A 26,814-nucleotide genomic window follows, 5' to 3' on the forward strand; every position below is an offset into this window, starting at 1 on the left:
TTGAGAACTCGATCGACGATCCCGACGAGAGGTCACTGTAGTGGACCGGGGCGGTGTATGGCGATTCTGTCCACTTCGCCTGTGGATGGCTAGGGCGCCCGCGATTCCGTCGATCCGGTGACCGGATCACGTTCGCCCTCGGCTGCCGGAGGCGTGGCGTGGTCCTGCCGTTGTTTGCCGTCGAAACCTCCGCTGCCGGACCGATCCTCGGCGAGGATCCGCGAAACACGGCCGTCGGGGCCACCCGCCGTCTCGACGCGCAGCGGCAGCGCGGCGAGTTCGCCGGGCACGTCCTCCGGCACGGCCGCTGTGATCAGCACTTGTTCCGCGCTCGCGGCGACGGCCGCCAGCGCGGCGCGGCGACGCCGGTCGAGCTCGGCGAACACGTCGTCGAGCAGCAGGACCGGTTCGGTGCCGGTGGCGCGCAGCAGCTCGAACGCGCCCAAGCGCAATGCCAGCGCGAACGACCAGGACTCGCCGTGACTGGCGAACCCCTTCGCGGGCGAATCGCCCAACACCAGGTCCAGGTCGTCGCGGTGCGGACCGATCAGGCAGACACCACGTTCGAGTTCCCTCGGACGCGCGGCGGCGAGTTCACGCAGCATGATCGCCGCGAGCTCCTCGGTGTCCTCCGGGCGTGGAGGCCTGGCCGGATCCAGGAACTCGGGGGGAAGCGCGGCGCTGCGATACGCGATCGACGCGGGCCGGGATTCGGGGGCGATCGACGCATAGGACTGGGCGAGATAGGGCGCGAGATCGTGCACCAAACGCAGCCGTTGGACGAGCAGGACGGACGCATGCTCGGCGAGGTGCCCGTCCCACACGTCCAGAGTGCTCAGGTCGGCCTTCGACCTGGCCTGCCGCCCAGCGGTTTTCAACAGCGCCGAGCGCTGGCGCAGCACCCGGTCGTAGTCGCTGCGGACCGCGGCCAGCCGGGGTAGGCGACTTGTGCACAACTCGTCCATGAATCGACGGCGTTCCCCGGGATCGCCGCGGACCAGAGCGAGATCCTCCGGGGCGAACAACACCGTCTGCAGGATCCCCAGGATCTCCCGGGTCCGGCGGACCGGCGAGCGGTTGATCTGCGCGCGGTTCGCACTGCCCTGATTCAGCTCGACATCGATGCGCAGCTCGCGGCCGGCGTTGACCACCGTGGCGCCGATCCGGGCGCGCTCGGTCCCGGTCCGGATCAACGGAGCTTCCGTGGCGACGCGATGCGACCCGAGCGTGGCCAGGTAGCCGATCGCTTCCAGCAGGTTCGTCTTGCCGTTGCCGTTCGATCCCAAGAAAACGGTTCGACCTGGGGATAAATCCAGTTCGGCATGCTCCCACGAGCGGAAGTCACGCAGCGACAGAGCTCGGACGAACATCCGCTATCGCGCCCCTGCCTGCGTCGAAGCGGACATTTCCGCCGGTGGAAGCATTGCTGGCGCGTCCTGCGCATGCCGCTCGGCGAGCCATACCCCTGTGGAACACCTGTGGATAAAGTGGATCCTCCGCTTTGCGGCGACCGATTTCTCTGCCGTCGCTGGGAATTCTCCAGCGACGGCACCGCTCACCCGCGCTGGATCACGCGGAGCGGATCCGCCGGGAACCAGATCGTGCACAGGCGATCAGCCCGGGAGCCGGACCGGCATCAGCAGATAGATGTACGGGCTCGACAGCGCCGCGAACGTCCCCGAGTCGAGTACCTCGGGCTCTTCCTCCGACGCGGGCAGCAGCACGGCGGGCCTGCTCGGCGTGGTGAAGCCGAAGGTGACCCGGTCGGCGTGCAGCGCGGACAGGCCGTCGATGAGATAACCGGGATTGAACGCGATGGTCAGGGATTCGCCGCGGAAATCCGCCTCCAGCCACTCCTCGGCCCGGCCGGCATCGTCGCCGCCCGCCGACAGCAGCAGGCCGTCGGCGGAGAACTCCAGCCGCACCTGCGCGCCGCGTTCGGCGACCAACGCGACGCGCTTGATGGCGTCGGTGAGCGCGGCGACGGCCAGGGTGGCGATCGAGGTGTGCTCCTTGGGGAGCAATTGGCGAAACTTGGGGAATTCCGCGTCCAGCAGGCGGGTGGTGGTCCGGCGGCCCGCGTTCACGATGCCGAGCAGGCCGTCCGACCCCGCACCGGTGCCAAGGGACAGCTGGACGGGCGCGTCGGAGGGTCCGAGCGTCTTGGCGGCCTCCGACAGCGTCCTGGCCGGAATGAGTACCGAAGTCTCGATATCTGCGCGTGCGGGCTGCCATTCGATGTGCCGGACGGCGAGGCGGAACCGGTCGGTGGCCGCGAGCACGACCTGCGATCCCTCGATCTCCACCCGGATACCGGTCAGCATGGGCAAGGTGTCGTCGCGGCCGGCGGCGACGGCGACCTGACCGACCGCCTCGGCGAAGACATCCACGCTCAGTGCACCGGTCTGCTGAGGCACCTCGGGAAGTTGGGGATAATCCTCCACCGGCATGGTCGGCAGGGAGAACTTCGCGCTGCCACAGGTGATCAGCACGCGCGTGCCGTCGACGGAGACGTCGACGGGCTTGTTGGACAGCGCCTTGGTGATGTCGGCGAGCAGACGACCGGAGACCAGCACCTGCCCGGGACCCGCGACCTCGGCCGCGACCCGTACCTGTGCGGAGACCTCGTAGTCGAAGCCGGAGACGGTCAAGCCGTCCTCGTCGGCGACCAGCAGCACACCGCCGAGTACCGGAACCGGCGGCCGGGACGGAAGACTGCGCGCCACCCAGGCGACGGACTCGGCGAAATCCTCGCGGGCGACCCGAAACTTCATGCTTGCAAGCTCCATCGCCCGATCTGTCCTCTCCCGGTTCCGTGATCTGTTGTCGGCTCGTCAGTGTCGGTGCTCGAAAGGGTCCTGCCGAATCGGCCGCCTTCGAAGTCTGGCACAGGCGACCGACATCAAACCGTACCCGCGCGAGGGACATGCACCTAGCCCGACCCTCCGGTGCCGCCGATGGCCGAGCCACGAGCGGACGCGAGCGGGGCGGCGAGGGAGATCGGGCCGGGCGTGCGGTGGTCGGGCGGACGCCGCAGGCGATCGGTCGTCGGGACGGGTGATCCCGCTCCGGGTCGGTCCCTCTTCTTTGCCGGAAACCGGGAGCGGACGGCGAAGTGCGTCGCTCGACCGACTTTCCACACACCCTGTTTTGAAGAGAGATCTCTAATGAAAAGAACTGAAGTAGTAGTAGGCGCTGTGGATTCTGTGGACTGCGGCCGAAACCGCTGTTCAGGGGGCGTGGTGCCGTGGGGATGGCCATGGAGTGTCTCGAGGATGAACACGAGGCGTCTGTGGAGGTTCCGTGGTTGTCCCAGATTCATCCTCGAGCGCTCCTCGAGTTGTTCCACCGGATTCACCCGGTTGTTCACACATGTGCACGAGATCGTGGACAGCTCGAGGAATCCTCGAGGACTCCACACGGACTCCTCGAGGATTCCACAAGGCCCGATCCGGACACTCCCCTGGTCAGCGGCTGTGCGCAACTCTGCCTGGGGAAACTGTTGAATTCGCCCTGTGAGTGAACTCGAGGGAGCGGTTGCCCCGACCTGTGCACGGATCCGTGGACAAACCGGTGGATTCCTCGAGGACTCCACAAGGATTCCTCGAGGAATCCACAACCCACAAAAAAGCACCGCCCCAGGTCAGGGGCGGTGCTCAGATGTGGATAGCGCTCAGCGGGAGCGCTGCTTGATCCGGGCTGTGAGTTCTTGCACCTGGTCGTAGACGCGGCGCCGCTCGGTCATCTCCTTGCGTACCTTCTTCTCCGCGTACATCACCGTGGTGTGGTCGCGGCCGAATGCCTGGCCGATCTTCGGCAGGGACAGGTCGGTCAGCTCGCGGCAGAGGTACATGGCGATCTGCCTGGCTTGGGCCAGCGGCCGCGCCTTACCTGGACCGGTGAGTTCTTCGAGTGTGGTGTTGAAGTACTCCGCAGTGACGGCCATGATCGTGGCCGCGTTGATCTCCAGGGCCGCGGTGTCCGGCATCAGATCGCGCAGCACCACTTCCGCCAGCGGAAGGTCCAGCGGCTGGCCGTTCAACGAGGCGAACGCGGTCACCCGGATCAGCGCGCCCTCCAGCTCGCGGATGTTGCGCTCCACCCGGCTTGCGATCAGTTCCAGCACGTCGTGCGGTACGTCGAGCCGGTCCATCCGCGCCTTCTTCCGCAGGATGGCGATGCGTGTCTCCAGCTCCGGCGGCTGTACGTCGGTGATCAGTCCCCATTCGAATCGGGTCCGCAGCCGCTCTTCGAGTGTGGCCAGTTGCTTGGGCGGACGATCCGAGGAGACGACGATCTGCTTGTTGGCGTTGTGCAGGGTGTTGAAGGTGTGGAAGAACTCCTCTTGGATGCCTTCCTTGCCCTCGATGAACTGGATGTCGTCGACCAACAGGATGTCGGTCTCGCGGTAGCGGCGCTTGAACGCGACCTTGCGGTCGTCACGCAGGCTGTTGATGAAGTCGTTGGTGAACTCTTCGGTCGAGACGTACTTGACCCGCATGCCGGGGAAGAGACGCTGTGCGTAATGGCCGGCCGCGTGCAAGAGATGGGTCTTGCCCAACCCCGATGCGCCCCAGACGAACAACGGGTTGTAGGCCCGAGCCGGGGCTTCGGCGATGGCGACGGCCGCGGCATGCGCGAAGCGGTTGGACGCGCCGATGACGAAGGTCTCGAAGGTGTACTTCGCGTTCAGACTTGCCGAGGACGTCGACGGAGCGGGTGCTTCCTGCGACTTGGCGAAGTAAGTGGGCCAGGAGTTGCGGACGTTCACCACGGGCTCGTCGTCCTGGTCGCGGTCACCTACCGGCTCACGCACCGGATCGTGCGCCAAGCCCGTGTCGTCGTCGGTGGTCTCGCGCAGCGGCGCGCGCAGCGGGCCGCGCACACCGCTCGGCGACGGCTCCGGATTGAACAGTGACTCTTGCCCCGGAGGGATGGCGGGCTCTCGCCGCGGCGGAAGCCCGGGTTCGCGGCGCGGCGCGGCGTCGGGCCCGGACATCATGGGCAGCTCGGCCGTCGTGGCGTACTCACCGCGCGGTGGATAGTCGGCGTGCGCGTACTCCGGCTGGCGGTACTCCTCCGGCGGCGCGAAGTCCTGCCCGTATTCGGTGCCCGGGTAGTCGGAGCCGTCGTGGTACGCGGGCGCCGCAGGAAAGTCGGTGGGCTGTGCATAACGTGGCCCCGGGTAGGCATCGCGACCGGGAAACTCCGAACCCGGGTAGGCGGCGGGAGCACGGCCCTCTCGGTTGCGCTCCGGCCTGCTCGTCATCCGCGCGTGCCGCGGCGTGTTGGTCTGCCGGTCGACGGTCGGGGTGGTCGGGGCGGCGATGCGAACGCCGAGCCCTTCCACCTGAGGCCCGAGCCGACGGCCGAGGGAACGGAGGATGGGCTCGCGCAGATCGCGTTCGATGGCCTCCTGGGCCAGCGACGAGGGCACGGAGAGCAGCGCGAACCCCTGTGCGACCGTCAGCGGCTTGACCAGCTTCAGCCAAGCCTGCTGTGCTCGGGTCACCGGAGGAATAGCGCCGTCGGGCGACCCGGTGGTCAGCTCGGTGACAACCTCGGGCCACACCGTGGCCAGCACGTTCTGCTCGTCGTCCATGCAGTTTCCTCCCCGGAGTAGGTCGATAGGAGCAGACGGCCGGGGCACGCGTGGAATGTGATGCTCGGGATGGATCCCGTGATCCTGCGTACGTCCGTAACCGGTTCGGACGCTGCCCGGGTCCCCCATCTGGACAGCGGCGTGGCACCGTCGGCCCTACGAATATGCCACTCCAGGGGTCTTTCCACACAATTATCCACAGATGTGGAGAACCCTCGGGAACTGTGAAACGCGCGTACGCGCGGGAAGGGCAACGCCACGACCTGGGGTTCTGCAGCAATCGCCTGGCTACGTACCTTAGTGGTGCGGGGTGCGCGATGGCTAGGGGTGTGGACGAACTCACGGTCATTGCCAGAATGCCTGAATCCGGCGAGCCGATTCCGCCTGGTCGCTGGGGGCGAGCGAAGCGATGGGGCGAGTTTGACCCGCCCCGAGCCGATCAGTACCCTCGTACAGTCACCCCTTGGTGCGGTGGCGGTCTTGTGCTGACCGCGTTTAGGTCGTGATCGACCGACTGTGCGCCAGGACCGACGCGCGCCGATGATGACCAGACCTGCGATTCATTCGCGCAATATACGTATCACCGACAAGCTTCGGGCACTACCTGGTGCCCGCCTACTCGAGGAGTGTTGACCGTGGCCAAGGGCAAGCGGACGTTCCAGCCGAACAACCGTCGTCGGGCGCGGGTTCACGGCTTCCGCCTCCGGATGCGCACCCGTGCGGGCCGCGCCATCGTGTCGGCGCGTCGCCGTAAGGGCCGCGCCTCCCTCACTGCCTGATCCTCGCTCTCGGACGCTCGGGTGTTGCCTGAGCCGTATCGGTTGCATCATCGTGCCGACTTCTCCCGGACGGTGCGCCGCGGCCAGCGAATCGGGAGGCGTGATCTGGTCGTACATGCGCTCGCGCACGGGTATGACGGAATCGTGGGCGCGAATGGACGACACGATCAGGTCCCGGACGACGTGCTGATCCGCGTGGGCGGACCGCGCTTCGGGCTGATCGTCAGCAAGGCGGTGGGCAACGCGGTGATTCGACATCGCGTCGCCCGCCGCCTGCGTCATATGTGTGCCCAGGTGGTCGACGAATTGCCCGCCGAGACCGATGTCGTCATCCGCGCGCTTCCTGGCGCCGCTACAGCGTCGTCGGACGACCTGCTGCGCCAGCTGCGCACCGCACTGCGCAAGCTCGGCGTCGGCGCTCAGGCGGGTATGTCGACGGGTGGCCTGGCATGAGCCTCTGGGCGAAGATCGCCAGACTGCCCGCGAACGTGCTGATCTTTTCGATCGAGCTGTATCGGACCTACGTCTCCCCCACCCGCATGCCGGTGTGTCGATTCACCCCGACCTGTAGTGAGTACGCGGTGACCGCATTGCGCACTCGGGGCCTGTTCATGGGGCTCTTACTGACGGTCGTGCGCTTGGCCAAATGCGCGCCCTGGCACCCTGGTGGGTGGGACCCCGTCCCGGAGCGGAAGCGGAGTACGCATCGCGCCGAGCCGGCGGAAGGGGCAGCGACCGACGCGACGTCGCAGGAAACGAGCCTGCTCACCGGACCGCGGTCGGAGCCGAAAGCTTGTAAAGGATCGCCGCACGCGGTGATCGGCGACACGAACGACGGGAGTGCATAGAGCCGTGCTCGACTTCATCTATTACCCGGTGTCCTGGATCCTCTGGTTCTGGCATCGGGTCTTCGGGTTCGCGTTCGGCGCGGACAACGGTCTCACCTGGGCGCTGGCCGTGGTGTTCCTGGTGTTCACCTTGCGCCTGGTGCTCTACAAGCCGTTCGTCAAGCAGGTGCGCACCACAAAGCAGATGCAGGAACTGCAGCCGCAGATCAAAGAGCTGCAGAAGAAGTACAAGAACGACCGTCAGAAGATGGCGGTCGAGATGCAGAAGCTTCAGAAGGACAACGGCTTCAACCCGCTGATGGGCTGCCTGCCGATTCTCGCTCAGGTGCCGGTGTTCCTCGGACTCTTCCACGTGCTGCGCTCGTTCAACCGGACCGGGCACGGTATCGGCCAGCTCGGAATGACGCCGGAGCAGAACGCGAACACCGCGAACTACGTCTTCAGCGCCGCCGATGTCCAGTCCTTCCTGAGCGCTCGCATCTTCGGTGCGCCGATCTCGGCGTTCATCACCATTCCGCCCCCCCAGTTGCAGGCCTTCGCCGACTACGGCGGCGTGCCGACCAAGTTGAGCATCGCGCTCGTCGCGATCCCCCTGATGGTCATCGCCGGTATCGCCACGCACTTCAACGCGCGTGCTTCGGTCGCGCGGCAGACGCCGGAAGCCGCGGCCAACCCCCAGGCCGCGATGATGAACAAGCTCGCGTTGTGGGTGTTCCCGCTCGGCGTGCTCGTCGGTGGCCCGTTCCTGCCGATCGCCATCCTGCTGTACTGGGTCTCCAACAACATCTGGACCTACGGGCAGCAGCACCTCGTGTTCGGACGCATGGCGAAAGAAGAAGAGGCCAAGAAGCAGGCGAAGCTCGAGCAGCGCGCGCAGAACGCGCCCAAGCCCGGAGCCAAACCGGTCAACGTGAAGAAGAAGCCGACCGCCGCCGCTGCCGATGCCGCGTCGGACGAGGACACTGCTGTCGCGTCGACGAACGGCACTGCGAAGCCGCCGAAGCAGTCGGCGGGCCAACGGCGTCCGGCCGGGCAGAAACGGCCGGGCAACCGGGGCAGGGCGAACCAGAAGCGCAAGCGCTGATCGCACCATCGGTGGGCCGAGTCGCCCACCTCGATCGCTGAGCAACCCCTTGATCGCGAATACCGCCCGGCGGCGATTGCCCGGCGCGCGCGATGAGCAGATGAAGGAAATCAAATGACTGTTGAGACCGACGGAGGGGACGCCACCGTGGCGACGACGACGGCGAACGCCGGAGCGGACACCGACGATGTCGTGAATGATGCCGAGGAAGCGCTCATCGAAGAAGGCGAGATCGCGGGCGACTATCTCGAACAGTTGCTCGACGTGCTGGACTTCGACGGCGACATCGATCTCGACGTGGAAGGCGATCGCGCCGTGGTGAGCATCGACGGCGGACGTGACCTGACCAAGCTCGTCGGACGTAACGGTGAGGTGCTCGACGCGTTGCAGGAACTGACCCGGCTCGCCGTCCAGCAAGCGACCGGAGTGCGGAGCCGGCTGATGCTGGACGTGGCGGGTTGGCGAGCCAAGCGGCGGTCCGAGCTGAGTGAACTCGGCGCAGCGGCGGCGCAGCGCGTACTGGACTCCGGTGAGCCGGAGTCGCTGGCACCCATGACTCCGTTCGAGCGCAAGATCGTGCACGATGCGGTGGCGGCCGTGGAGGGCGTCAGCAGCGAGAGCGAAGGTGTGGAACCGAACCGGCACGTGGTGGTCGTTCCCGGCTGAGTCGCGACGTCCCCGGAGCGGGCGGCGTGTTTCGCGGCCCGGATGGGTAGTGGTTGGATAGGGCCTCTGGTCTTCGGACCGGGGGCCTTGTTCGTGTCCGGAGCCCGATTGCTCGTTCGTAGATCGACCCGAGTTCGGAAGGATGTTTCACGTGGAACGAGATCTCGGTGGAACCACCGCGGAGCCCGTGGAGTTGGAGCCACCCGCGTCGGCGGCGACCGTCTTCGGCGACCGACTCGATCTCGCGCGTCGATATCACACGGCGCTCGCGACCGCGGGCGTGGAGCGCGGACTGATCGGCCCGCGCGAGGTGCCCCGCCTCTGGGATCGCCACATCCTCAACTGTGCGGTACTCGGCGAGTTGATCGCCGAGGGCGCGTCCGTGGTCGATATCGGCAGCGGTGCGGGCCTGCCGGGCATCCCGCTCGCCATCGCGCGTCCGGATCTCCGGATCACTCTGGTCGAACCACTGCTGCGCCGCACGATCTTCTTGAGCGAGTTCATCGAATCGGTCGGACTGGACGTGACTGTGGTGCGAGGGCGCGCGGAGCAGTCGGGTGTGATGAAGGAGGCCGGTGGCGCGGACGTGGTCACGTCCCGCGCGGTGGCCCCGCTCGGGAAACTCGCCCAATGGTCCCTTCCTCTCCTCCGCGACCACGGGCACATGCTCGCCCTCAAGGGAGCGAGCGCGGCCGAGGAACTCGAACGCGATGGCGACGCGCTGACGAAGGCCGGCGCAGGTAACGCGGTCGTCCTGGAATGTGGCGTCGGTCTGGTGGCGACGCCCACGATGGTGATCAGCGCAGAGCGCCTCCCCCGCGCTGAGCGAGCCACCCGACGGCGCGCCGAACGAGCGGTCGAGCGTGGCGGAAAGGCCGTCCGCGCCGCGACGACGGAGCGTGCGCGTAAGCGTGCGGCACGCAAGGCCAAGTAGAAGCTTCGATCGCGAAGACTCGACCGTCGACCTCGGGCCTGGGATCGTTTCGTCACTCTGACGGAATGGCCCGGTTGAACGCGCGTCGGCACCGGACTCGGCGGGCGATCTATCCGAACTTGATTTGCTTTCTTTCGATCCGTCGGCTGGACGGAGGGGTCCCATGCGGTACGTCCGTCTGGAACGGCGTGGCCGCTTGGTGGCTGAAGTCGAGGCGTGCGTCTGCCGTGGCCGGCACCTGAGCGAGGATCGGCAGGCAGCCCACCAGCGGGTTGAAGCCGTTGTCCTGCGATCAGCGCTTGCGCTTCTGATTCGCCGTAAGGGCCGCGCCTCCCTCACTGCCTGATCCTCGCTCTCGGACGCTCGGGTGTTGCCTGAGCGAAGTTCCATGCGAGCGTGTCCGAGTCACACTCGACTTCATCGGGGTGCGTCTCGAACTACACCTCGAGCATGAGACAGGAGTGGTTGCGGACCTAGCGGGCGCTTCTCGGATCAGGAGGCCGCGGCCCATGTTTCACGTGAATCAAAGTCTCCCCGGAACGAGTCCGCCGGAATCCTGAGCGCGTCTGGAATTGCCGCCCGATGTTTCACGTGAATCGGTCTTGCCCCCGCTGGAGACGCGATCAGTCTCCCAACACAACTGAGGGGCAATACGTGTGGCGCTCTGGCCGCTGCGTCACTCGCGAAGCGCGACAACGCATACCTCGGCGCCGGCAGTTCTGTCGATGCGCGACTGAGCTCAATCCATTCGAAGTAGCGCGGGGCAGTGTGCCGGTCCGAGGTCGTCAGCCGAAGCATCTGAACCAGCTTGGTCGAACAGCCACTGCGAGTAGTCATCCGCGATCCGCGATCGGTCACGCGGCATGCCTGCTGTCCCACGCACCGTCCGGCGGCAATGTTTCATGTGAAACAGCGCGCGCGTCGAGGCGAATTCGTGCGGATTTGCGTGTCGCTTTGCGCCTCGCCGCGATTCAGCTTTCTTAAACCGCTCAGTGCTGGCAAGCTAGTGTGCGTCGGGCGTGAGCGTAGGTGCCACGAGGGATCTGGTTGTCACAGCGGCGCGCAGCTCCGCTCGGTCGATCGGGCGCCGCGGAGCCAGTTGTGCATCGTGTTCGAACCGACAAAGGCTGTTGCAGATACGACGCCGACCCGTCCCGTCGCGCGCACGTGTTCTGAAGTTTCTCGGGTTAGGAGCTGTCTATGTCGAGCGGTCCGGCGAATGTTTCACGGGAAACAACGTCGCGCGTGCCGGGGATGCTGGACTCCAGCAATTTCGACACGGAGGCATTCGGAAGTACGCCGTTCGGGCACATCTCCCCCAGCGAGACCCCGATAGCCGCCGAAGCCCAACGTGCAAGTCAGGTCCTCCATCCAGGAAAGGTGACTGTGCCGAAACCCCACGAGCAACGGATCATCACGATCGCCAATCAGAAAGGCGGCGTCGGGAAGACGACCACCGCCGTGAATCTGGCGGCCGCCTTGGCGCATCAGGGGATGACGGTGCTTGTGATCGACCTCGATCCGCAGGGCAACGCCAGCACCGCCCTGGGTATCGAACACCACTCGGGTGTCCCCTCCAGCTACGAGCTGCTCATCGGCGAGGTCTCGGTCAGAGACGCTATCCAAACGAGTCCGCACAGCGAGCGCCTCCTCTGCATCCCCGCGACCATCGACCTGGCGGGCGCCGAGATCGAACTCGTGTCTATGGTGGCCCGGGAGGGGCGCCTGAAAGCCGCTATCCAAGAGGCGAATATCGCCGGATACGACATCGACTACGTGATGATCGACTGCCCGCCTTCCTTGGGCCTGCTGACGGTCAACGCGCTCGTCGCGGCGAAAGAGGTGCTGATCCCGATTCAGTGCGAGTACTACGCGCTGGAAGGCGTGGGTCAGCTACTTCGCAATATCGGCTTGGTGCAGGCGCATTTGAACCCGGAACTGCACGTCTCGACCGTGATCCTCACGATGTACGACGGGCGCACCAAGTTGGCCGACCAGGTCGCCGAGGAGGTTCGCGGGCACTTCGGCGATGTCGTACTGCGCTCGGTGATTCCACGCAGCGTGAAGGTGTCGGAGGCGCCTGGTTACGGCATGACGGTGCTCGATTATGATCCAGGCTCCCGGGGCGCGATGAGCTACCTGGACGCCGGACGCGAAATGGCGGCCCGCGCGGTGGCCCCGCGTGTCGCCGCGACGAAGTCGGCGGAGTGACTCGGCCGGCCGGGTCGACGCTCGGCACAGTGCGGTTCGGTAGCGGAATGAGGAAGGGGTCGGTAGACCGATGAGTCAGGCGAAGAAGGGTGGTCTCGGGCGCGGTCTCGCCGCGCTGATCCCGACGACACCGACGGCATCACCGGGCCTCAGTAGCGCTGCGGCGAGTGTTATCGGTCTGGATCCGGTCGGGCCGCAGCCCCCCTCGGCCTACCTGCACCGGGTACCGGATCCCGCCGACAACGCCGAACTGGAAGCAGGCGGCGCCGTCTACCGGGAGATCCCGCCGGACCAGATCGAGCCGAATCCCAAGCAGCCGCGTACGGTCTTCGAAGAAGACGCGCTGGCCGAGCTGGTGCATTCGATTCGCGAATTCGGTTTGATGCAGCCGATCGTGGTGCGCCGGACCGAACCGGGTGTGGACCGCTATCAGCTGGTCATGGGCGAGCGGCGGTGGCGGGCCTGTCAGGAGGCGGGCCTGGCCGCGATTCCCGCGATCGTCCGGGAGACCGCGGACGAGTCCATGCTGCGCGACGCCCTGCTGGAGAACATCCACCGGGTGCAACTGAACCCGCTCGAAGAGGCGGCGGCCTACCAGCAGCTGCTGGAGGAATTCGACGTCACTCACGAAGAATTGGCTTCGCGAATCGGTCGCTCTCGCCCCGTCGTGACGAATATGATCCGTCTACTGAAGTTGCCGATCCCGGTGCAGCGCCGGGTCGCGGCGGGCGTACTGTCCGCCGGGCACGCGCGGGCACTGCTCGGTCTCGAAGCGGGTGCGGACGCTCAAGAGGTGCTCGCCGCCCGGATCGTCGCCGAGGGACTCTCGGTCCGGGCTACCGAGGAAGCCGTCATGCTGGCGAACCGAGAGCAGGACGCGGCCGTGCCCTCTCCCGTCGCTCGGCGCAAGCCGATCGAGATGCCAGGCCTACAAGCCGTGGCCGAACGGCTGTCCGGTTCCTTCGACACCCGGGTTCTCGTGAGTATGGGCAAGCGCAAAGGCAAGATCGTCGTCGAGTTCGGGTCGGTCGAAGACCTCGAACGGATCGTCGCCCTGATGGAGCAGAACGCACCCGCAGTGTGACAGAAGTGACGAAATTTAACTTGTGGTTTCGATAGGTGCGAGTACCCGGCCGAAACGTCACTGTGACGGCAGGGGTACGGCACGGCTGCGAGCGTCTATCGCTCCCGGCGGAGCAACACAAGTTCTTCCGACCAACAGCACAGCGACATGGAATGAGGCAGGTTCCCGTTGATCGCTTATTCTTGCTGGCGAGCAAACATTGATGCGACGTGAGCGTGGATGAATCGGACAGCTGGAGGCTGAGCAGAGCGGTGTCGACCAGCGTCACAGCACTAACCCTCGGCGGACTCGAGAAGCTTCCCGCGCATGCGCGGCGCTGTGTCTTCTGGGAGATGGACCCCGCCGTGGCCGAGGACTCGCGCAACTTCAGCGATCCGGTGTTCGAGAAGGAAGCCTGGCTGTCCACGGTCATGCTGGAGTGGGGTTCGTGCGGGCAGGTGGCGAACGTCGACGGCAACGTCGCCGGCTGCGCCTTGTACGCGCCACCGAGCGCCGTGCCGCGCGCCACGCTCTTCCCCACCTCCCCCGTGAGCCCGGACGCGATCCTGTTGACCACGCTGCGGGCCGAATTCCCCTATCAGGATGCCGATGTCGCCCACAGCCTGGTTCAGGCCGTGGTGTCCGATCTGGTGCGTCGCGGCGTGCGCGCCCTGGAGGCTTTCGGTATCCGCACCGACCCGACCACGCAGGCGCTCTCGGAGCGGTCCGGCTCGATGACACTGCTGGAGCGGATCGTCGCGCCGATCAAGAATGCGAACCCGGCGGGCGCGACGACCGAATGCTCACCCGAGAGTTGCATGATCGATGCCGACTTCCTGGAGGATGTCGGCTTCGAGGTCGTGGCCCCGCATCACCGATTCCCGCGCTTGCGGTTGGAGCTCGCCTCCGATCACGGCTGGAAGGAAGACGTTGAACGGGCGCTGGATCAGCTGCTCGCGGCGGCGTCGATGACCGCGCCGACTCGTATCGGAGCGCGTTGAGCTGAACATCGAAGCGCCCCCTGCCGGTCTGGAAAGGGCAGGGGGCGCTTCGACTTACGAAAGACCGATGGCTACATCCGGTCGGCGGCAGCCAGCTCTTCGGCCAGCAGTTCCGCGAAAGTGTATGTGCCGGTGGGCTGGTCGTCCTGACCGAGCAGGTACAGCCGCTTCACCGAGATCAGAATGGCTTCGGCGATCACGTCGCGCATGCGCGGGTTTGTGAGCACCGAGGCATCGTATTCGTTTGTCAGATAACCGATGTCGACCTGCACGGTGGGCATCTTGGTGAGACGCAGCAGATCCCAGGTTCGCGCGTGAGTGCGGCAGTCCTGCAACGACGTTCGGGCGACGACCTCGCGCTGGATGAACCCGGCCAGCACCTGCCCGATCATGGACACCGAGCCGTGTGAGTTGCCGAAGTAGAACCCGGCAACGCCGTTGGCGAGCGGGCTCGGGTTAGCGGCACAGCGCAGGGAGATCATCAGATCGGCGTCGAAGGCGTTGGATGTTTCCGCGCGTTCGGCGTCGGTGGGGTTGGCGCCCCACGGCCGCGACAGGAAGGTCTCCATGCCCGTGGCAGCCATCCGCCCCTCCAGACGGCTGGCGAGATCCCACAGAATCTCCGACTCGTAGACGTCGCCGTACTCGGTGGGCACGGCACCACCCTTGTCCGGACCGCCGAGACCCGGATCGATGACGATCCGCTTGCCGGTCAGCTGCGGCCCAGCCCGGTGCACGACCTCTTCCTCAGCGATCCGGTGTGGATTGCCGCCGGTCACCCTGGCGCCGAGCAGGTCGAGCGAGCGCAGCGTGTCGGGACCGCAGATGCCGTCGGCCGACAGGCCGATCTCCCGCTGGAAGGCGGTCAGCGCGTCGTGGGTGTGCGGACCGAAGTAGCCGTCGACCCGGTGCACGTAGAAGCCGAGGTCCTGCAGCCTGCGCTGGAGCGTGGCCACATCGTCGCCGTACAGCGGCGCGGACAGCTGATAGATCAGCGTGCGCGCGCCGAGTCGGTAGGACGCTTCCTTCAGTGCCCGGTAGGTCGCCGGACCGACCACACCGTCGACGAGTAAACCGCGATGCTGCTGAAACGCGCGAACCGCGGAGTCGAGGTGATGGTCGAAGGACACTTCGGTGTCCTTCCAATATTCGCGTGCGTCCGCGTTGTCGGCAGCGATGTGCGCGTGTAGGAACCCGAGGCTTGCCAGGGTGCTCCGAACCTCTGCAACGGCTGGACCGGAATCGCCGTGACGAAGTCGGTGCATGCGTGAGAGCCCTTTCCTTCCGTCAAACCCGCGGGTACCCACTCATGCGATGGGATACACCTTCGCACGACCGGAGCGTCGGTCGATTGTCTCAGACCCGGACCGGGTTTCGACAATCCCCGGGTCCAGGCATCCTACGGCGCGTCCTCAGATGACGTCTTCGAGTTCGCGCAGAAGAGCCGCTTTGCCCTTCGCTCCGACGATCTGCTTGACCGGCTTACCGCCGCGGAACAGCATCATAGTGGGCAGCGAGAGGATCTGATAATCGCGGGCGGTGCTCGGGTTGGCGTCCACATCCAGCTTCGCGACGGTCAGCTTGTCCGCGTGCGCGCCCGCGATCTCCTCCAGGACGGGCGCGACCATCTTGCACGGGCCGCACCAGTCGGCCCAGAAATCGACGAGGACCGGCTTCTCACTCAGCAGCACGTCGTCGGCGAAGGACGCGTCGGTGACGGTGACCGTGTTGGCGGACTCGGACATGGATGTTCTCCTTGCGATACAGCGAGACGGAAAGGTATGGCTCGTCCAGCGCGAGCTCAGTTGGCGGCCACCGACTCACCCGCGTGGGCGAGGGTGTTCGAGGTGATGTCGCCCTGCTCGGCCAACCAGCGCTCGGCGTCGATGGCCGCACGGCAGCCCGTGCCCGCGGCGGTGATCGCCTGCCGGTAGGTGTGGTCGACGAGATCACCCGCGGCGAAGACGCCGGGGATCTCGGTCGCGGTCGTGGGGTGCTGTACCAGCACGTATCCTTCGTCGTCCAAGGCGACCTGGCCCTTGACGAGTTCGCTGCGCGGATCGTGGCCGATCGCGACGAACAGGCCGGTGGCGGCCAGCTCGGAGGTTTCGCCGGTCCGGGTGTCACGCAGGGTCAGATGGGTGACACTGTTCTCCCCGTGCACCTCGGCCACCTCGGCGTTGAGCACGAACTTGATCTTCTCGTTCGCCTTCGCTCGTTCCAGCATGATGCGGGAGGCTCGGAACTCCTCGCGGCGGTGCACGATGGTGACGCTGGAGGCGAACTTGGTCAGGAAGGTCGCCTCTTCCATCGCGGAGTCGCCGCCGCCGACCACCACGATGTCCTGGCCCTTGAAGAAGAACCCGTCGCAGGTGGCGCAGGCGCTGACACCGCGGCCGAGCAGCCGCTGCTCGCCCGGAACGTTCAAGTAGCGCGCGGCCGAGCCCATGGCGAGAATCACGGCGTAGGCGTGGAAGGTCTCGCCGCCGACGACGACCTTCTTGATCGGGCCGGTCAGGTCGACCGCCTCGACGTCCTCGGTGCGGATGTCCGCGCCGAACCGCTTGGCCTGCTCGCGCATCTCCTCCATGAGGTCCGGGCCCATGATGCCGCCGCGGAAGCCGGGGAAGTTCTCGACCTCGGTGGTGGTCATCAGCGCACCGCCGAACTGGGTCCCCTCGAACTGCAACGGCTGGAGCTCGGCGCGGCCCGCGTAAACGGCGGCCGTGTAGCCGGCGGGGCCGGAGCCGATGATGATCAGGTCGCGAACTGGCGTGCCGGTGTCGCTTTTTTGCTCGCTACGCTCGCTCATGGGGCCCTTCCGGGGAGATTCGATCGGACGTGTCGGTCAACAACAGGGTAATGGCTGTTGTTCCCGCGTCGGCGGGGGTCACACCGCGCGGGTGGCCCAGATCGCAAGGTCAGCCGATGTCCTGCAGCGCCTTGCGCTGAGGATCGCCGGTAGCGCAACCGGTCCCGACGACCAGCGCGGTGATCTGCGGCGGGCGGGGGCCGTTCAGCAGGATGAGCACCGCGTTGCCGCCCTGGAATCGGATGTCGGTCGAGCCGAGGATCGTGCGGTCCAGGCCGTTCGCCCGTACGCAACGCTCGAGCGCTTCCGGGCCGGCCAGGGCTCCGGTGACGTTGTGCCTGCCCAGCGCGCCGAGGGCCACGGTGGCGGTGAGACCGTCACCCCAGTCGTCTTTTCCCGATGTCGGCTGCGCCGTGGGCGCTGGGTCGTCTCCGCTGCGCATCGTCGAAGCCCACACACCCGCGCCGACGACGGCGACGATCGCCGCGGCTGCCGCGGCCAACCAGCGCAACCTGCCGCGGCGACGCTCGTCCAGAGCCACCGGCGCGGATTCGAAATCTTTTGCTTCGCCGACGGATTCGCTTACTTGCGGGGGCGGAAACTCATGAACCGTGGCGCCTTCGGGTGGCTCCAGCTCGCCGACGAACCGCGCGAGCCGGGCCGCCACGTCTTCCGGCATCGGATGGACTATGCGCTCGTCCCCACCCAAGGCACGCAGCTCGGCACTCACGTCATCCAGCGCGCGCAGATACCGCACCGCTTCCGGGTCGCGCGAGACGATCGGCCACAACTGCTCGCGCTGCGCGGGCGTTACGTTGTCGGCATGTAGGTCAGCCAGCAATTCGGACGCGAACGGAGGCTGCGGCACGGACTCGGTAGCCATCGCACCTCCGTCGTTCGCATCGGACATCGCGGGGACCCCCTCGCCTACGGGGCCTGTCTCTGATTCGTTCAGTGGTTCGTCACTGTTAATGACGCATCCCAACTAACCCCGGTTCCCCGGATCACGCAGAAAATCCAATCGCTCTTTCAACCGCTGCCGCGCACGTGCGCACCGGCTCTTGATCGTCCCCTCGGGCACGCCGAGCAACGCCGCCGCTTCGGCAACGCTATACCCCTCCACATCCACCGCCACCAACGCGGTCCGCTGATCCGGCGGCAACGAAAACAACGCTCGATCGATGACCAACGACATCTCCACCTCGGCCATCTCGTCGCGGGTGTCCCTCGGCTCCGGCATCGACTCCGGCGCCAGCGACAATGCCCGCCTGGTCTTGTTCCGCCGGATCCGGTCCAGGCACGCGTTCACCACGATCGCGTGCAACCAACTGCGGACCTCCGCCTCGGCCCGGAACGAGCCCGCGGTGCGATGCGCCGACAAGAGCGCGTCCTGTAGTGAATCGGCCGCATCCTCACGCGTGTAGGAGGTGCGCAGCGCGGTCTGCCACAGATGATCGTTGTGTCTGCGCAGTAACTCCGCGAACGCGTACCGCTCACCGGCGACGTGCGCCCGCAACAACTCCACATCGGTGCGTTCACCGAGTTCGAAGGCGCGCTCGCGACACATCACCGGCTGCGACGCCCCCCTGCCGAGCTCCTCGTTCACTTCGGACGACAAATGCCAACCCCTCGAGCCCTCACGGCGGCAACGGGCATGGTTGACCATCACCGAGACTTCGCAGCATCCAGGATCGAAAACACCGAAACCTGGGAAGCTCCCCTGCTGAGAGCGCGCGAAGATCATATCGCCCGTAACGTTTTGGCAGCAACCAAGTGATCGGGCCGGATACGGAGGAATGCGCGGCGTTCGACGCCGCGTGACGAATGGCCCGCGCGACCGATGCGCGGGCAGGCCGGGCTACGGCGCGGCGTCGAAACGGATGTCGGCGATGGCGGTCTGGAACTGTCCTCCGGAATTCCCCAGTCCGGTGATCCAGACGAGCACGTAGCGGGCGGCCTGGTCGGCGCGCACCGGGATATCGGTGACGCCGCCGTCCAGCCGGGCGGAACCGATCAGCTGGGTCTGATCCAGCGTCGGCGATCCGGTGGGCGACGTGCGGATCTCCACCGATGTGCCCGCGCTGGGCGAGTTGATCGAGACGTTCGTGAGCTTCGCGGGGGCCGGCAGCGTGGCGAGCAGACCGACCCCCTTCTTGAGCGCCGGGAACTGCTGGAAGTACTGATCGGTGCGCCACTGGGTGCCCGGATCGTTGTCCAGCACCGCGTGGACGTTGGCGACGCCGTCGGCGGTGCCCTCCGGCGAGAACACCGACACGCCGGTCACCGGAACCGGCGCACCGGTCGAGGTGAGGCCGGGGCCCGCGGCGGCGGGCGTCGGCACCGGTTGGTTGTTCGTCGTCAGGCCGATATTGCGCTGTTCGTTCAGCGGCGCGTCGGAAGCGCTCGGCGCGAACACGCTTACCATCCACCAGATCACCACGCCGACCACCAGCGCGGCGAGGATGCCGAGGCCGACCATGATCCACATCATGCGTTGCGAGCGTTCGCGTTCGGCCGCGAGCAGTTCCGGATCGGCGAGCGAGTCGTCCATGTTCGCGGGAGCGCGCTGGCCAAGCCGCAGCACCGGGATGAAGTCGGTCTTCTGATCGACCACCGACGCCTGCTCCAGCACGTGCTGGACCGTCGCCGCCGTACGCACGCCCTTGTTCGACTCCAGCGAGCGCACGGCGACCGCGGAGATCTCGAACGGCACTTCGGGACGGATCTGGCGCGGTTCCACCGGCGTGCCGTCTGGTCCGAAATCGGCCAGCCGCAGCCCGCCGACGGTCGCGGCGGTGCCCGTGACACCGCCGGAGCGGATCGGCCAACGGGCGGTGATCAGGGAGTAGAGCATCGCACCGAGACCGCGGACGTCGGACTGCGCGTCGGAGTCCGACAGCGTGCCGGGGAAGGCGAGCACCGCGTCACCGGACGCGCTGATGCGCACCCGGTCGGGATGGTCGATGGACAGCGACCCGCCGCCACGGTGCGCCAGCTCGGCCGCCGAGGCGAGGGCGCGGATGGCCCGCGCCGCGCCGATCGGTGACGGCACCGTCTCGGCCATTTCGCGCAGCGAACGACCCGGCGTCCATTCCGCCACCACGATGCCGCCGGAACTGCCGCGCACGACGTCGAGTACGCGGGCGAGGCCGGGCGAGTTGATCCGGCCGAGGCGCAGCGTCCGGGACAGGATCGCCTGGGGACCGTCCTGCCCGGAGTTCTCCGTCGCTTTCTGGTCGGCGTCGACGAAGGTCAGCGCGACCTCGCGATCGAGTTTGATGTCCAGCGCCTGCCAGAACTTCAGGCCGCGGGCGCCGCCGTGACTTGCCAGCAGGCGGTAACGCCCGCCCGCCACCGACGCGCCCGGAATCAACTTGGGGCCGCGCGGGATTCGCCGGGCGCCCAGGTTCTCGCCACCCATCGGCGGCATCTCCGGCGAGCCGACGGGGATCATCCCGGTGTCGTACATCGGATCCCGCGGCGGCGGCTGGTTCTCCTGCGGTCTCGCCGCGTCCTGCTCCGGTCCGGCCGTGCCCGGCCCGTTGTTCGCGTACGCGGGATCCAACGGCTCCCCCGCGGTCGGCGGTACATCGGTGGACAGTCCGCCGGGCGTGGTCGCAGAAGAATCGGCGGCTGGGACGCCGCCCACCGCGTCGTCGCTCACCCTCGGTCCTCCTTCGCCCTGGTATGTCGAGGTTCCGGCGAATTCGCCACTTGTGCTTCTCTGCCGAACAGGGTACGGGAACTCACCCTTGCCGGTGCGGTCAACGGCATCGGGTCGGATCACAGGAAGCACCATGGTCTGGGCGTCCATGTACGGATCGAACCTCGGGTATGCCAAGTAGGGATCAGGCCTGCGGAGCACCTGCGTGACGTAGGGATCTTCGACCGGGCTCTCCAGGTCGAGTTCCGGCGCGGGCGGTGTCCAGCCGAGGCGCCGCGAGACGGCCACGGTGATGGCGACGATCTCCGGAATACCGGCGAGTCGCATCAAGCCGAAGGCCACCGCGAACATCACGATCGCGGTGATCGCCACCCGGATCAGCGAACCGGGGCCGCCGAAGGACTCGGTCAGCCGATCCAAGCCGAGTACCCGGTCCACGATCCACATCACCGCGCCGCCCGCGAGTGACGCAAGTACGACACGGGTCACTGTTCGGCCCACATTGGCCATTCGGAGGTCGCCCAGACTGCGGTGCAGTAGGAAACCACCCACCACCGCGCCGACCGTGAAGCCGAGGCCGTTCGCGACACCGAGCGCGATAACCACGTGCTCGGAGTCGGTGACCACCGGAGCCAGGGCGGAGAAGACGATCTTGGCGGCGGTGATGCCGAGGATGATCCAAGTGGGAATCCACGCCTGCTCCCTGGCGTAGAACACGCGCAAGTGGATCAGCACCAGCGAGTACGGGATCAGTGCGAACGCCGACCAGCTGACCGCGAGACCGAGACGTTCGGCGTCCGATCCGAAGTTGCCGTAGCCATAGAGGGCTTGTCCGACCTGCGGACCGGCCAACGTCAGGAAGGTGACCACGGGTACCAGAGCGATCATGGTCAACCGGGTGGCCGCGGAGAGATCGTCGACCACCGCGGGCGTGTCGTCGGCGGCGGCGTTGCGGCTCAGCCGGGGCATGATCGCGGTCAGCACCGTGACACCGAGGACGCCGTACGGCAGTTGCAGCAGCAGCCACGCGTTGTTGTAGATCGCCGGGCCTGCCGCGTCGGCATGCGATGAGATCCGGGTGGCGAAGACGAAGCCCGCCTGGCTGATGAGCACGTACAGGATGATCGCCGCGCCCATGCCGCCGAACTGCTTGAGGCGATCATCGATGCCCCACAGCGGGCGCAGGTCGATGCCCGCCCTACGGATCGCCGGAAGGAGGCTGACGGCCTGCACCACAACGCCGACCGTGACGCCGACGCCGAGCACCAGCAGCTTCGGGTCGCTCATGCGGACCGGATCCAGCGTGATCTCCCCCGGCATCAGGACGTACAGCCCGAGGACGGTGAGCACCACCAGGTTGTTCAGTACCGGCGCCCAGGCGCCGGGCTTGAACATCTGCCGGGTGTTCAGTATCGCCGTGAGCAGCGCCGACATGCCGTAGAACAGGATCGCGGGCAGCAACAGGAAAGACAGCGCCGTGGTCAGCGCCGTGTTGACCTTGCCGTCGTCGGACAGGAAGACGTGTGTGGTCAGCACCGGCGCAGCGGCCGTCGCCAGCAGCGCGGCAGTGGCCAAGACCACGAACGCCGCGGTCACCAGGCGCCGGACGAACGCCTCTCCGCGATCGGGATCCTCCTGCTCCGCGCGCACCAGCGTGGGCACCACGATCGCGGTGAGCACCGCGCCGAGCACCAACTCCGCGATCATGTTCGGAATCTGGCTGGCGACGGTGAACGCGCTTGCGATGGCCGGGCCGAGCACGGTCAGCAGCAGCAGTTGCTTGCCGAACCCCGTGATCCTGCTGATCAGTGTCGCGAACGCGATCGATCCGGAGTCGCTGAGCAGCCGGGAATTCGCACTCTGCTTCGGCTCGTCGGCCTTCGGTGGCTCCGCGGTGCCGGTGGCGGCGGGCCACTCCCTGGTCCGTGGGCGATCCGGTTCCGCGGGTTCATGCCGTACCGGGGCGGCCGGCCGCTGACGCGGCGGTGGGAACTGCTGCGGCTGCGGCGGGGCGTAGCGCGGCGGCGGCACCCGATCGGATTCCGGCGTGATCGCAGGCATCGGCCCGGAACGGGGTGGGCGCGGCGCGGCCGGGATCGGACCGGACTGCGGAGGCCGTGGCACCGCGGGTATGGCGCCGGAACGAGGTGGACGCGGCGTGGTCGGGATCCCGCCGGACTGCGGGGAACGCGGTGCGGCCGGAATGGCGCCGGACTGCGGCCCACGTGGTCCGGGGGGCGGCGGCGTCTGCCGGACATTGCCAGGCGGGCCGGAGGGCGCAGGCACCTGGCGATTGGGTCCAGGCGGAACGGGGCGGGGCTGGCCAGGACCGGCCGCCGGTGGCGGAGCCGGATATTGGCGTTGGTTCGGTACGGGGCCGGGTCGCGGCGGTGGCGGCACCGGCGGCCTCGGTTGTCCGGCGGGCGGTGGCGGCGGCATGTGCTGACCAGGGCGCGGCTGCGGTGCGGCCGAAGGACGGCTGACCTGCGGCACTCTCGGCGCCTGGCCGTCGTTGTACGGACCGCCGTTCAAACCCTGGTGCTCGGCATCGGCTGGAGCGGGGCTCCGCTCCCACGGCGCGACCGGGGCTCGCCGCACCGGTGGCCCGTCGAGCCGGTCGCTTGGTCGAGGGCGATGAGCCGATATGTCATCGTCGCTCATCATGCCTCCTGTACCAGCCGGGATTCCGCACCCCCATCGGTGCGGTGAGCCGCGGCTCGCCGCAATGGTTCGCCGTGTTCAGCGAACATTCTGTCCGTGGTCCCCGTCCGGATCGGACCGGCTCGGCAACACTGTGATTGTCCTCCACCGTGCCACATGACACTGCGGTACCCCACATCGGCGCAGGTAGCAGCGGTTTACGTGGCCCCGTCGGAGCGGGATCCGTCACCGCGTCTCCTGGAGGTGCTCCTGCTCTTTTTCCTGCGCCCGCAGCACACGCGAGCGCGCGCGCCGGTACCGGTTGACCCGGCGCCTGGTACTCGGATCGAATCCCTCGTCGGCCGGATCGGGCTGCCCGCGGAACCGGCGCCACAAACGGCGACCGGCCAGCAGGAGCAGCAGGAGTGCGGCGCATCCCGTAATTATCGCCAAGGCCTTGCCGTAGGCGTTCGAACGCACCGAGACCTGCGTGGGATTGCCGAGCGCGACGCCCTCCGGCGTGGTGAGCGAGATCGGAATGACGAGGTTGCGGCTGTCGCTGACCTCCGTCGGGATCTGGAAGGACCTGGACCCGTTGGCCGGGAGTTGCTGCTCGCCGGGGTCGGTGATCTTCGTCTCGGCAGGCGCCTCGATCCGGAACCTGACCCGGATGGCCACCGGCAGATCGTTGCGCGCGACCAGCAACAAGGGGCTCTGCTCGGACGCGAGCGTGTACACACCGCCCGGCGGCAGCACGGTCACCGAGCGATAGAGCTTGTCCATCGTCCGGGTGTTCTGGTCCAGCCGCCGCTGGGCGAAGGTGTCCGGCGGTGCGGCATCGCCCGCGCGCCGATCCGAGAGGCTCAGTACGCGCAGCAGGTCGTCGCGCAGCGGCGTCAGGAAGTCGTGCGGCGTCGGCTCGGCCTCCGGCACGTCCACCAACGCGCGCATCATCTCGGTGATCCGGCGACTCTGCTCGCGTACCGGCGGCAGGAATCGGTCCGGCACCGCGTCCTGCGCCGCCTGCGGCAGATAGTCCAGCTCGTAGGGCCGCGGGTCCGGCGGCAGCGTCACCAGATCGTGGAACGGACGCGCGGTGGCGAGGTTGCCGCGCAGCAGCTGGTCGACTTGGCGCAGCAGTGCGGTCGCCTCGTCCCGGTTCGCACCCCATTGCTGCGGCGGAACGAGCAACAGCGAGCGCGACGGGTTCGCCTCCGGGTGCAGCGCCTTCCACGAAATCGCTCCGAGAGCGTCCTGCAAGCGCGCCGCTCGTGAGTCGTTGGTCACGTCGTAGCGGACCCGGGACGGGGTGAACGGCGGGGTCGGCGGGTTCGAACCCACCGCGGCGAGCGCGGTCGCGGACCAGATGTCGAACGTCACCGCGTGCAGCGCGGGGTCGGCGGCGGGCGCGGGTGCACTCGCGGTGGGCACCGTATTGCCCGTGACCTGCGGTGCGGGCGCCGGTGCTGTCGGCTGGCTCGCGGTGATGTCGGGCAGGCGTACCGCTTCCGGAATCGCCGGGTCGGCGGTGGAGACAACCTCGTTCCCACCGGATGCGGATCGGCCGCTCTCACTGCTCGACTGCGCCCAGTCCACGCTTCCCTGCGGAACGGCCGCCGTCGACGCGAGCACGGCGGTACCGAAACCGTGACTGCGCAACAGGGCCCCCGCGCCGTCATCGATGCTGCCGGAATCCGGCAGGCTGACCCCGCGCACCGACCGGGTCGACAGGATCGAGTCGATGATCTCGGCCGGTTCGTTGATCGCGCGCGCGGACAGTGCCGGATCGTTGACCGCGGCCAGCGCGGTGAGATCGACCTGCGCGAACGGCAGTGCCACGGTGCACATCGACCCCGCCATGGCGCGCAGCCGGTCCAGCCAGGTCTGGGCCTGTTCAGCGCCCGCACCCGCTCTGGTCGCGCCGTCGGGATCGGACGGACTGGCCAGCACGCGGTAACCCTTGGTCATCGCGCGCACCGTGAGCAGCAGGTCTGGGTCGATGGCGAGGCACACGGCCGAGGCCAGATCGGTGCTGCGGCCCGCGCTCGGGTTCAACGTCCCCTCCAGCGCGGCCAGCAGTTGATCGAGACGGCCGCCCTTGCCGAGTGAGGCGGCCAATTCGTCGTCGGTGAGCTCGACCTTGCCGTCCACGCTGCCCGGACGACCCCCGACCTGCCGCGGCCGGTCGGCCAGCGGCCACAGCAGCGTGGTCGCCACCGGAGCGTCGGTGGGCGCCGATACCGACGGGGCTCCATCGCTCACGGCGGGCGGCACGCCGAGCACCGGGAGCAGGAATCGCGCGTCGTCGAGCCTGGCCTGCGTGCCGTAAGCGGGTTCGCCGTTGACGTTCAGCAGCAGCGGGTAGACGCCCGGCTCCGTGATCCGCAGCGACGTGGCGCCGGTCTCGGAACGCAACGGGATGCTCAGCGTGAACTGTTTGCGCTGCCCCGGGTTCAGCCGCTGCGCGACATCTTCGAAGTCGCCGTTCACGTCGTAGTTGACCTCATCGAGGCGCAAAGTGGCGCGCAACCCGACCGGCGTGGTGATCGCCGCCGCCCGCTGGACACGGATGCTGACGTCGTCCACCACACGGTCGCCGATATTGGTGACCGTGCCCGCGACCGTGAGCACCGAATCGCTGCCCGCGGTCACTGTGGTCGGCGTCACCGAATCGAGGGACAGCTTCAGGAATTTGGGATTCGTCGAGGTTCCGGACCCGGTCGGTTGCGCTCCCGCCGCCGCGGAATCGAGCAGGGGCAGCGTCGTCACGGGGCCGAGGATGGTCAGGACCGCCACGAAGATCCGGAACAGTCCACGCGTCATCGCTTGCCGGTCTCCATCCGGTCGATCAGCTTGTTCGCCATCTCCGCCAGCCGCCGCTCATCGGCGTAGGCCAACCGAGAATCCAGTTCACTCAACGGAACCCAGGCGACCTGGGTCACTTCCACGTCGGCGTCGGACAGTTCGCCACCGACCGAACGCAGCAGATAATGATGCACCGTTTTGTGTACCCGCCGACCGTCGGTCACGAACCAGTAATCGATGCTGCCGAGTTCGGCGACCACGACACCGTTGATGCCGGTCTCCTCGGCGACCTCGCGGATCGCGGTCTGCTCGGCGGTCTCACCTTCTTCGATATGTCCTTTGGGCAGCGACCACAGTAACCGCCCGCGGCGATCGGTGCGTCCGATGAGGGCCGCGCTTCGTGCTTCCCGTGGACCGTCCAGGCCGTCGACGACCAGTCCACCTGCGGAAGTCTCCCGCACCGTGCGCATCCGCGGCTTCGCGGCGTTGGCGGCCGAACCGCGGCGCCGAGGCTGGCGGCGTCGACTGTTCGCGCGATCGGCCGGAGACACCTGGCAATCCTACTGTGTTGAATTTGCCACGACTTCGGCGCGGCGTGTTCGCGGCCCCTTTGGGGCTCGCGTTTGCGCGACCGCCGCTTGCTCCTTCGTCGCGTACGCGGCGGCCCTCACCCACCGATGGCTCCACATCCTGCACGCCATCACC

19 protein-coding genes and 1 pseudogene are annotated in these 26,814 nt (G+C 67.3%); 9 read left to right on the plus strand and 11 right to left on the minus strand.

Annotation, left to right across the window (positions count from 1 at the left end; all coding sequences use genetic code 11):
- Positions 1–203: 203 nt before the first annotated feature.
- The 3 genes and pseudogenes from recF to dnaA all read right to left on the minus strand — a co-directional run.
- Positions 204–1,370: pseudogene (recF, locus tag ACWESM_RS18860) on the minus strand (DNA replication/repair protein RecF); the annotation flags it as partial.
- A gap of 243 nt (positions 1,371–1,613) precedes the next feature.
- Complete coding sequence (dnaN, locus tag ACWESM_RS18865) at positions 1,614–2,789, minus strand: DNA polymerase III subunit beta (RefSeq protein ID WP_355073428.1); 1,176 nt, start codon at positions 2,787–2,789, stop codon at positions 1,614–1,616.
- Positions 2,790–3,673: 884 nt separating this feature from the next.
- Positions 3,674–5,602, minus strand: a complete 1,929-nt coding sequence (dnaA, locus tag ACWESM_RS18870; RefSeq protein ID WP_452492858.1) for a chromosomal replication initiator protein DnaA — start codon at positions 5,600–5,602, stop codon at positions 3,674–3,676.
- Between the two features lie 635 nt (positions 5,603–6,237).
- Between dnaA and rpmH the strand changes: the two genes are divergently transcribed.
- The 9 genes from rpmH to ACWESM_RS18915 all read left to right on the plus strand — a co-directional run bounded on the left by rpmH (position 6,238) and on the right by ACWESM_RS18915 (position 14,188).
- A complete protein-coding gene (gene rpmH / locus ACWESM_RS18875) occupies positions 6,238–6,381 on the plus strand; it encodes a 50S ribosomal protein L34 (protein WP_006550910.1) in 144 nt (47 codons plus the stop codon).
- 21 nt (positions 6,382–6,402) lie between these two features.
- A complete protein-coding gene (gene rnpA, locus ACWESM_RS18880; RefSeq protein WP_355073434.1) occupies positions 6,403–6,834 on the plus strand; it encodes a ribonuclease P protein component in 432 nt (143 codons plus the stop codon).
- A complete protein-coding gene (gene yidD, locus ACWESM_RS18885) occupies positions 6,831–7,229 on the plus strand; it encodes a membrane protein insertion efficiency factor YidD (RefSeq protein WP_355073436.1) in 399 nt (132 codons plus the stop codon). Before rnpA ends, yidD begins: the two co-directional genes overlap by 4 nt.
- A 4-nt stretch (positions 7,230–7,233) precedes the next feature.
- Positions 7,234–8,313: a membrane protein insertase YidC gene (gene yidC / locus ACWESM_RS18890; RefSeq protein WP_355073438.1), complete on the plus strand. Its 1,080-nt coding sequence runs from the start codon at positions 7,234–7,236 to the stop codon at positions 8,311–8,313.
- A 114-nt stretch (positions 8,314–8,427) separates the two neighbouring features.
- Positions 8,428–8,979 carry a Jag family protein gene (locus tag ACWESM_RS18895; RefSeq protein ID WP_355073440.1) on the plus strand — a complete coding sequence of 184 codons (552 nt, stop codon included), beginning with the start codon at positions 8,428–8,430 and terminating at the stop codon, positions 8,977–8,979.
- Positions 8,980–9,121: 142 nt separating this feature from the next.
- Complete coding sequence (gene rsmG / locus ACWESM_RS18900) at positions 9,122–9,913, plus strand: 16S rRNA (guanine(527)-N(7))-methyltransferase RsmG (RefSeq protein WP_355073442.1); 792 nt, start codon at positions 9,122–9,124, stop codon at positions 9,911–9,913.
- A 1,254-nt stretch (positions 9,914–11,167) separates the two neighbouring features.
- Positions 11,168–12,124, plus strand: a complete 957-nt coding sequence (locus tag ACWESM_RS18905) for a ParA family protein (protein WP_379250117.1) — start codon at positions 11,168–11,170, stop codon at positions 12,122–12,124.
- 70 nt (positions 12,125–12,194) lie between these two features.
- A complete protein-coding gene (locus ACWESM_RS18910; RefSeq protein ID WP_355073445.1) occupies positions 12,195–13,208 on the plus strand; it encodes a ParB/RepB/Spo0J family partition protein in 1,014 nt (337 codons plus the stop codon).
- 251 nt (positions 13,209–13,459) lie between these two features.
- The gene (locus ACWESM_RS18915; protein ID WP_355073763.1) at positions 13,460–14,188 is read left to right on the plus strand and encodes a GNAT family N-acetyltransferase; all 729 of its coding nucleotides are present in this window, start codon (positions 13,460–13,462) and stop codon (positions 14,186–14,188) included.
- A 71-nt stretch (positions 14,189–14,259) separates the two neighbouring features.
- On the opposite strand, the gene ACWESM_RS18920 is transcribed toward ACWESM_RS18915, so the two are convergent.
- From ACWESM_RS18920 to ACWESM_RS18955, 8 genes are all read right to left on the minus strand, one after another.
- Positions 14,260–15,453: an N-acetylmuramoyl-L-alanine amidase gene (locus tag ACWESM_RS18920; RefSeq protein ID WP_355073447.1), complete on the minus strand. Its 1,194-nt coding sequence runs from the start codon at positions 15,451–15,453 to the stop codon at positions 14,260–14,262.
- A 147-nt stretch (positions 15,454–15,600) separates the two neighbouring features.
- A complete protein-coding gene (gene trxA / locus ACWESM_RS18925) occupies positions 15,601–15,933 on the minus strand; it encodes a thioredoxin (RefSeq protein WP_039803419.1) in 333 nt (110 codons plus the stop codon).
- A 56-nt stretch (positions 15,934–15,989) separates the two neighbouring features.
- Positions 15,990–17,000, minus strand: a complete 1,011-nt coding sequence (trxB, locus tag ACWESM_RS18930) for a thioredoxin-disulfide reductase (protein WP_364434350.1) — start codon at positions 16,998–17,000, stop codon at positions 15,990–15,992.
- A gap of 109 nt (positions 17,001–17,109) precedes the next feature.
- Positions 17,110–17,883, minus strand: a complete 774-nt coding sequence (locus ACWESM_RS18935) for a hypothetical protein (RefSeq protein ID WP_452492862.1) — start codon at positions 17,881–17,883, stop codon at positions 17,110–17,112.
- 102 nt (positions 17,884–17,985) lie between these two features.
- Positions 17,986–18,567 (minus strand): RNA polymerase sigma factor SigM, encoded by a 582-nt coding sequence (gene sigM / locus ACWESM_RS18940; RefSeq protein WP_355073765.1) that lies wholly within the window; start codon positions 18,565–18,567, stop codon positions 17,986–17,988.
- 291 nt (positions 18,568–18,858) lie between these two features.
- Complete coding sequence (locus ACWESM_RS18945; protein ID WP_397281366.1) at positions 18,859–22,725, minus strand: lipid II flippase MurJ; 3,867 nt, start codon at positions 22,723–22,725, stop codon at positions 18,859–18,861.
- Between the two features lie 825 nt (positions 22,726–23,550).
- The gene (locus ACWESM_RS18950; RefSeq protein WP_452492864.1) at positions 23,551–26,127 is read right to left on the minus strand and encodes a DUF6049 family protein; all 2,577 of its coding nucleotides are present in this window, start codon (positions 26,125–26,127) and stop codon (positions 23,551–23,553) included.
- The gene (locus tag ACWESM_RS18955) at positions 26,124–26,660 is read right to left on the minus strand and encodes an NUDIX hydrolase (protein ID WP_039803412.1); all 537 of its coding nucleotides are present in this window, start codon (positions 26,658–26,660) and stop codon (positions 26,124–26,126) included. Before ACWESM_RS18955 ends, ACWESM_RS18950 begins: the two co-directional genes overlap by 4 nt.
- Between the last annotated feature and the right edge of the window lie 154 nt (positions 26,661–26,814).

This window comes from Nocardia sp. NPDC003999 (assembly GCF_053604885.1).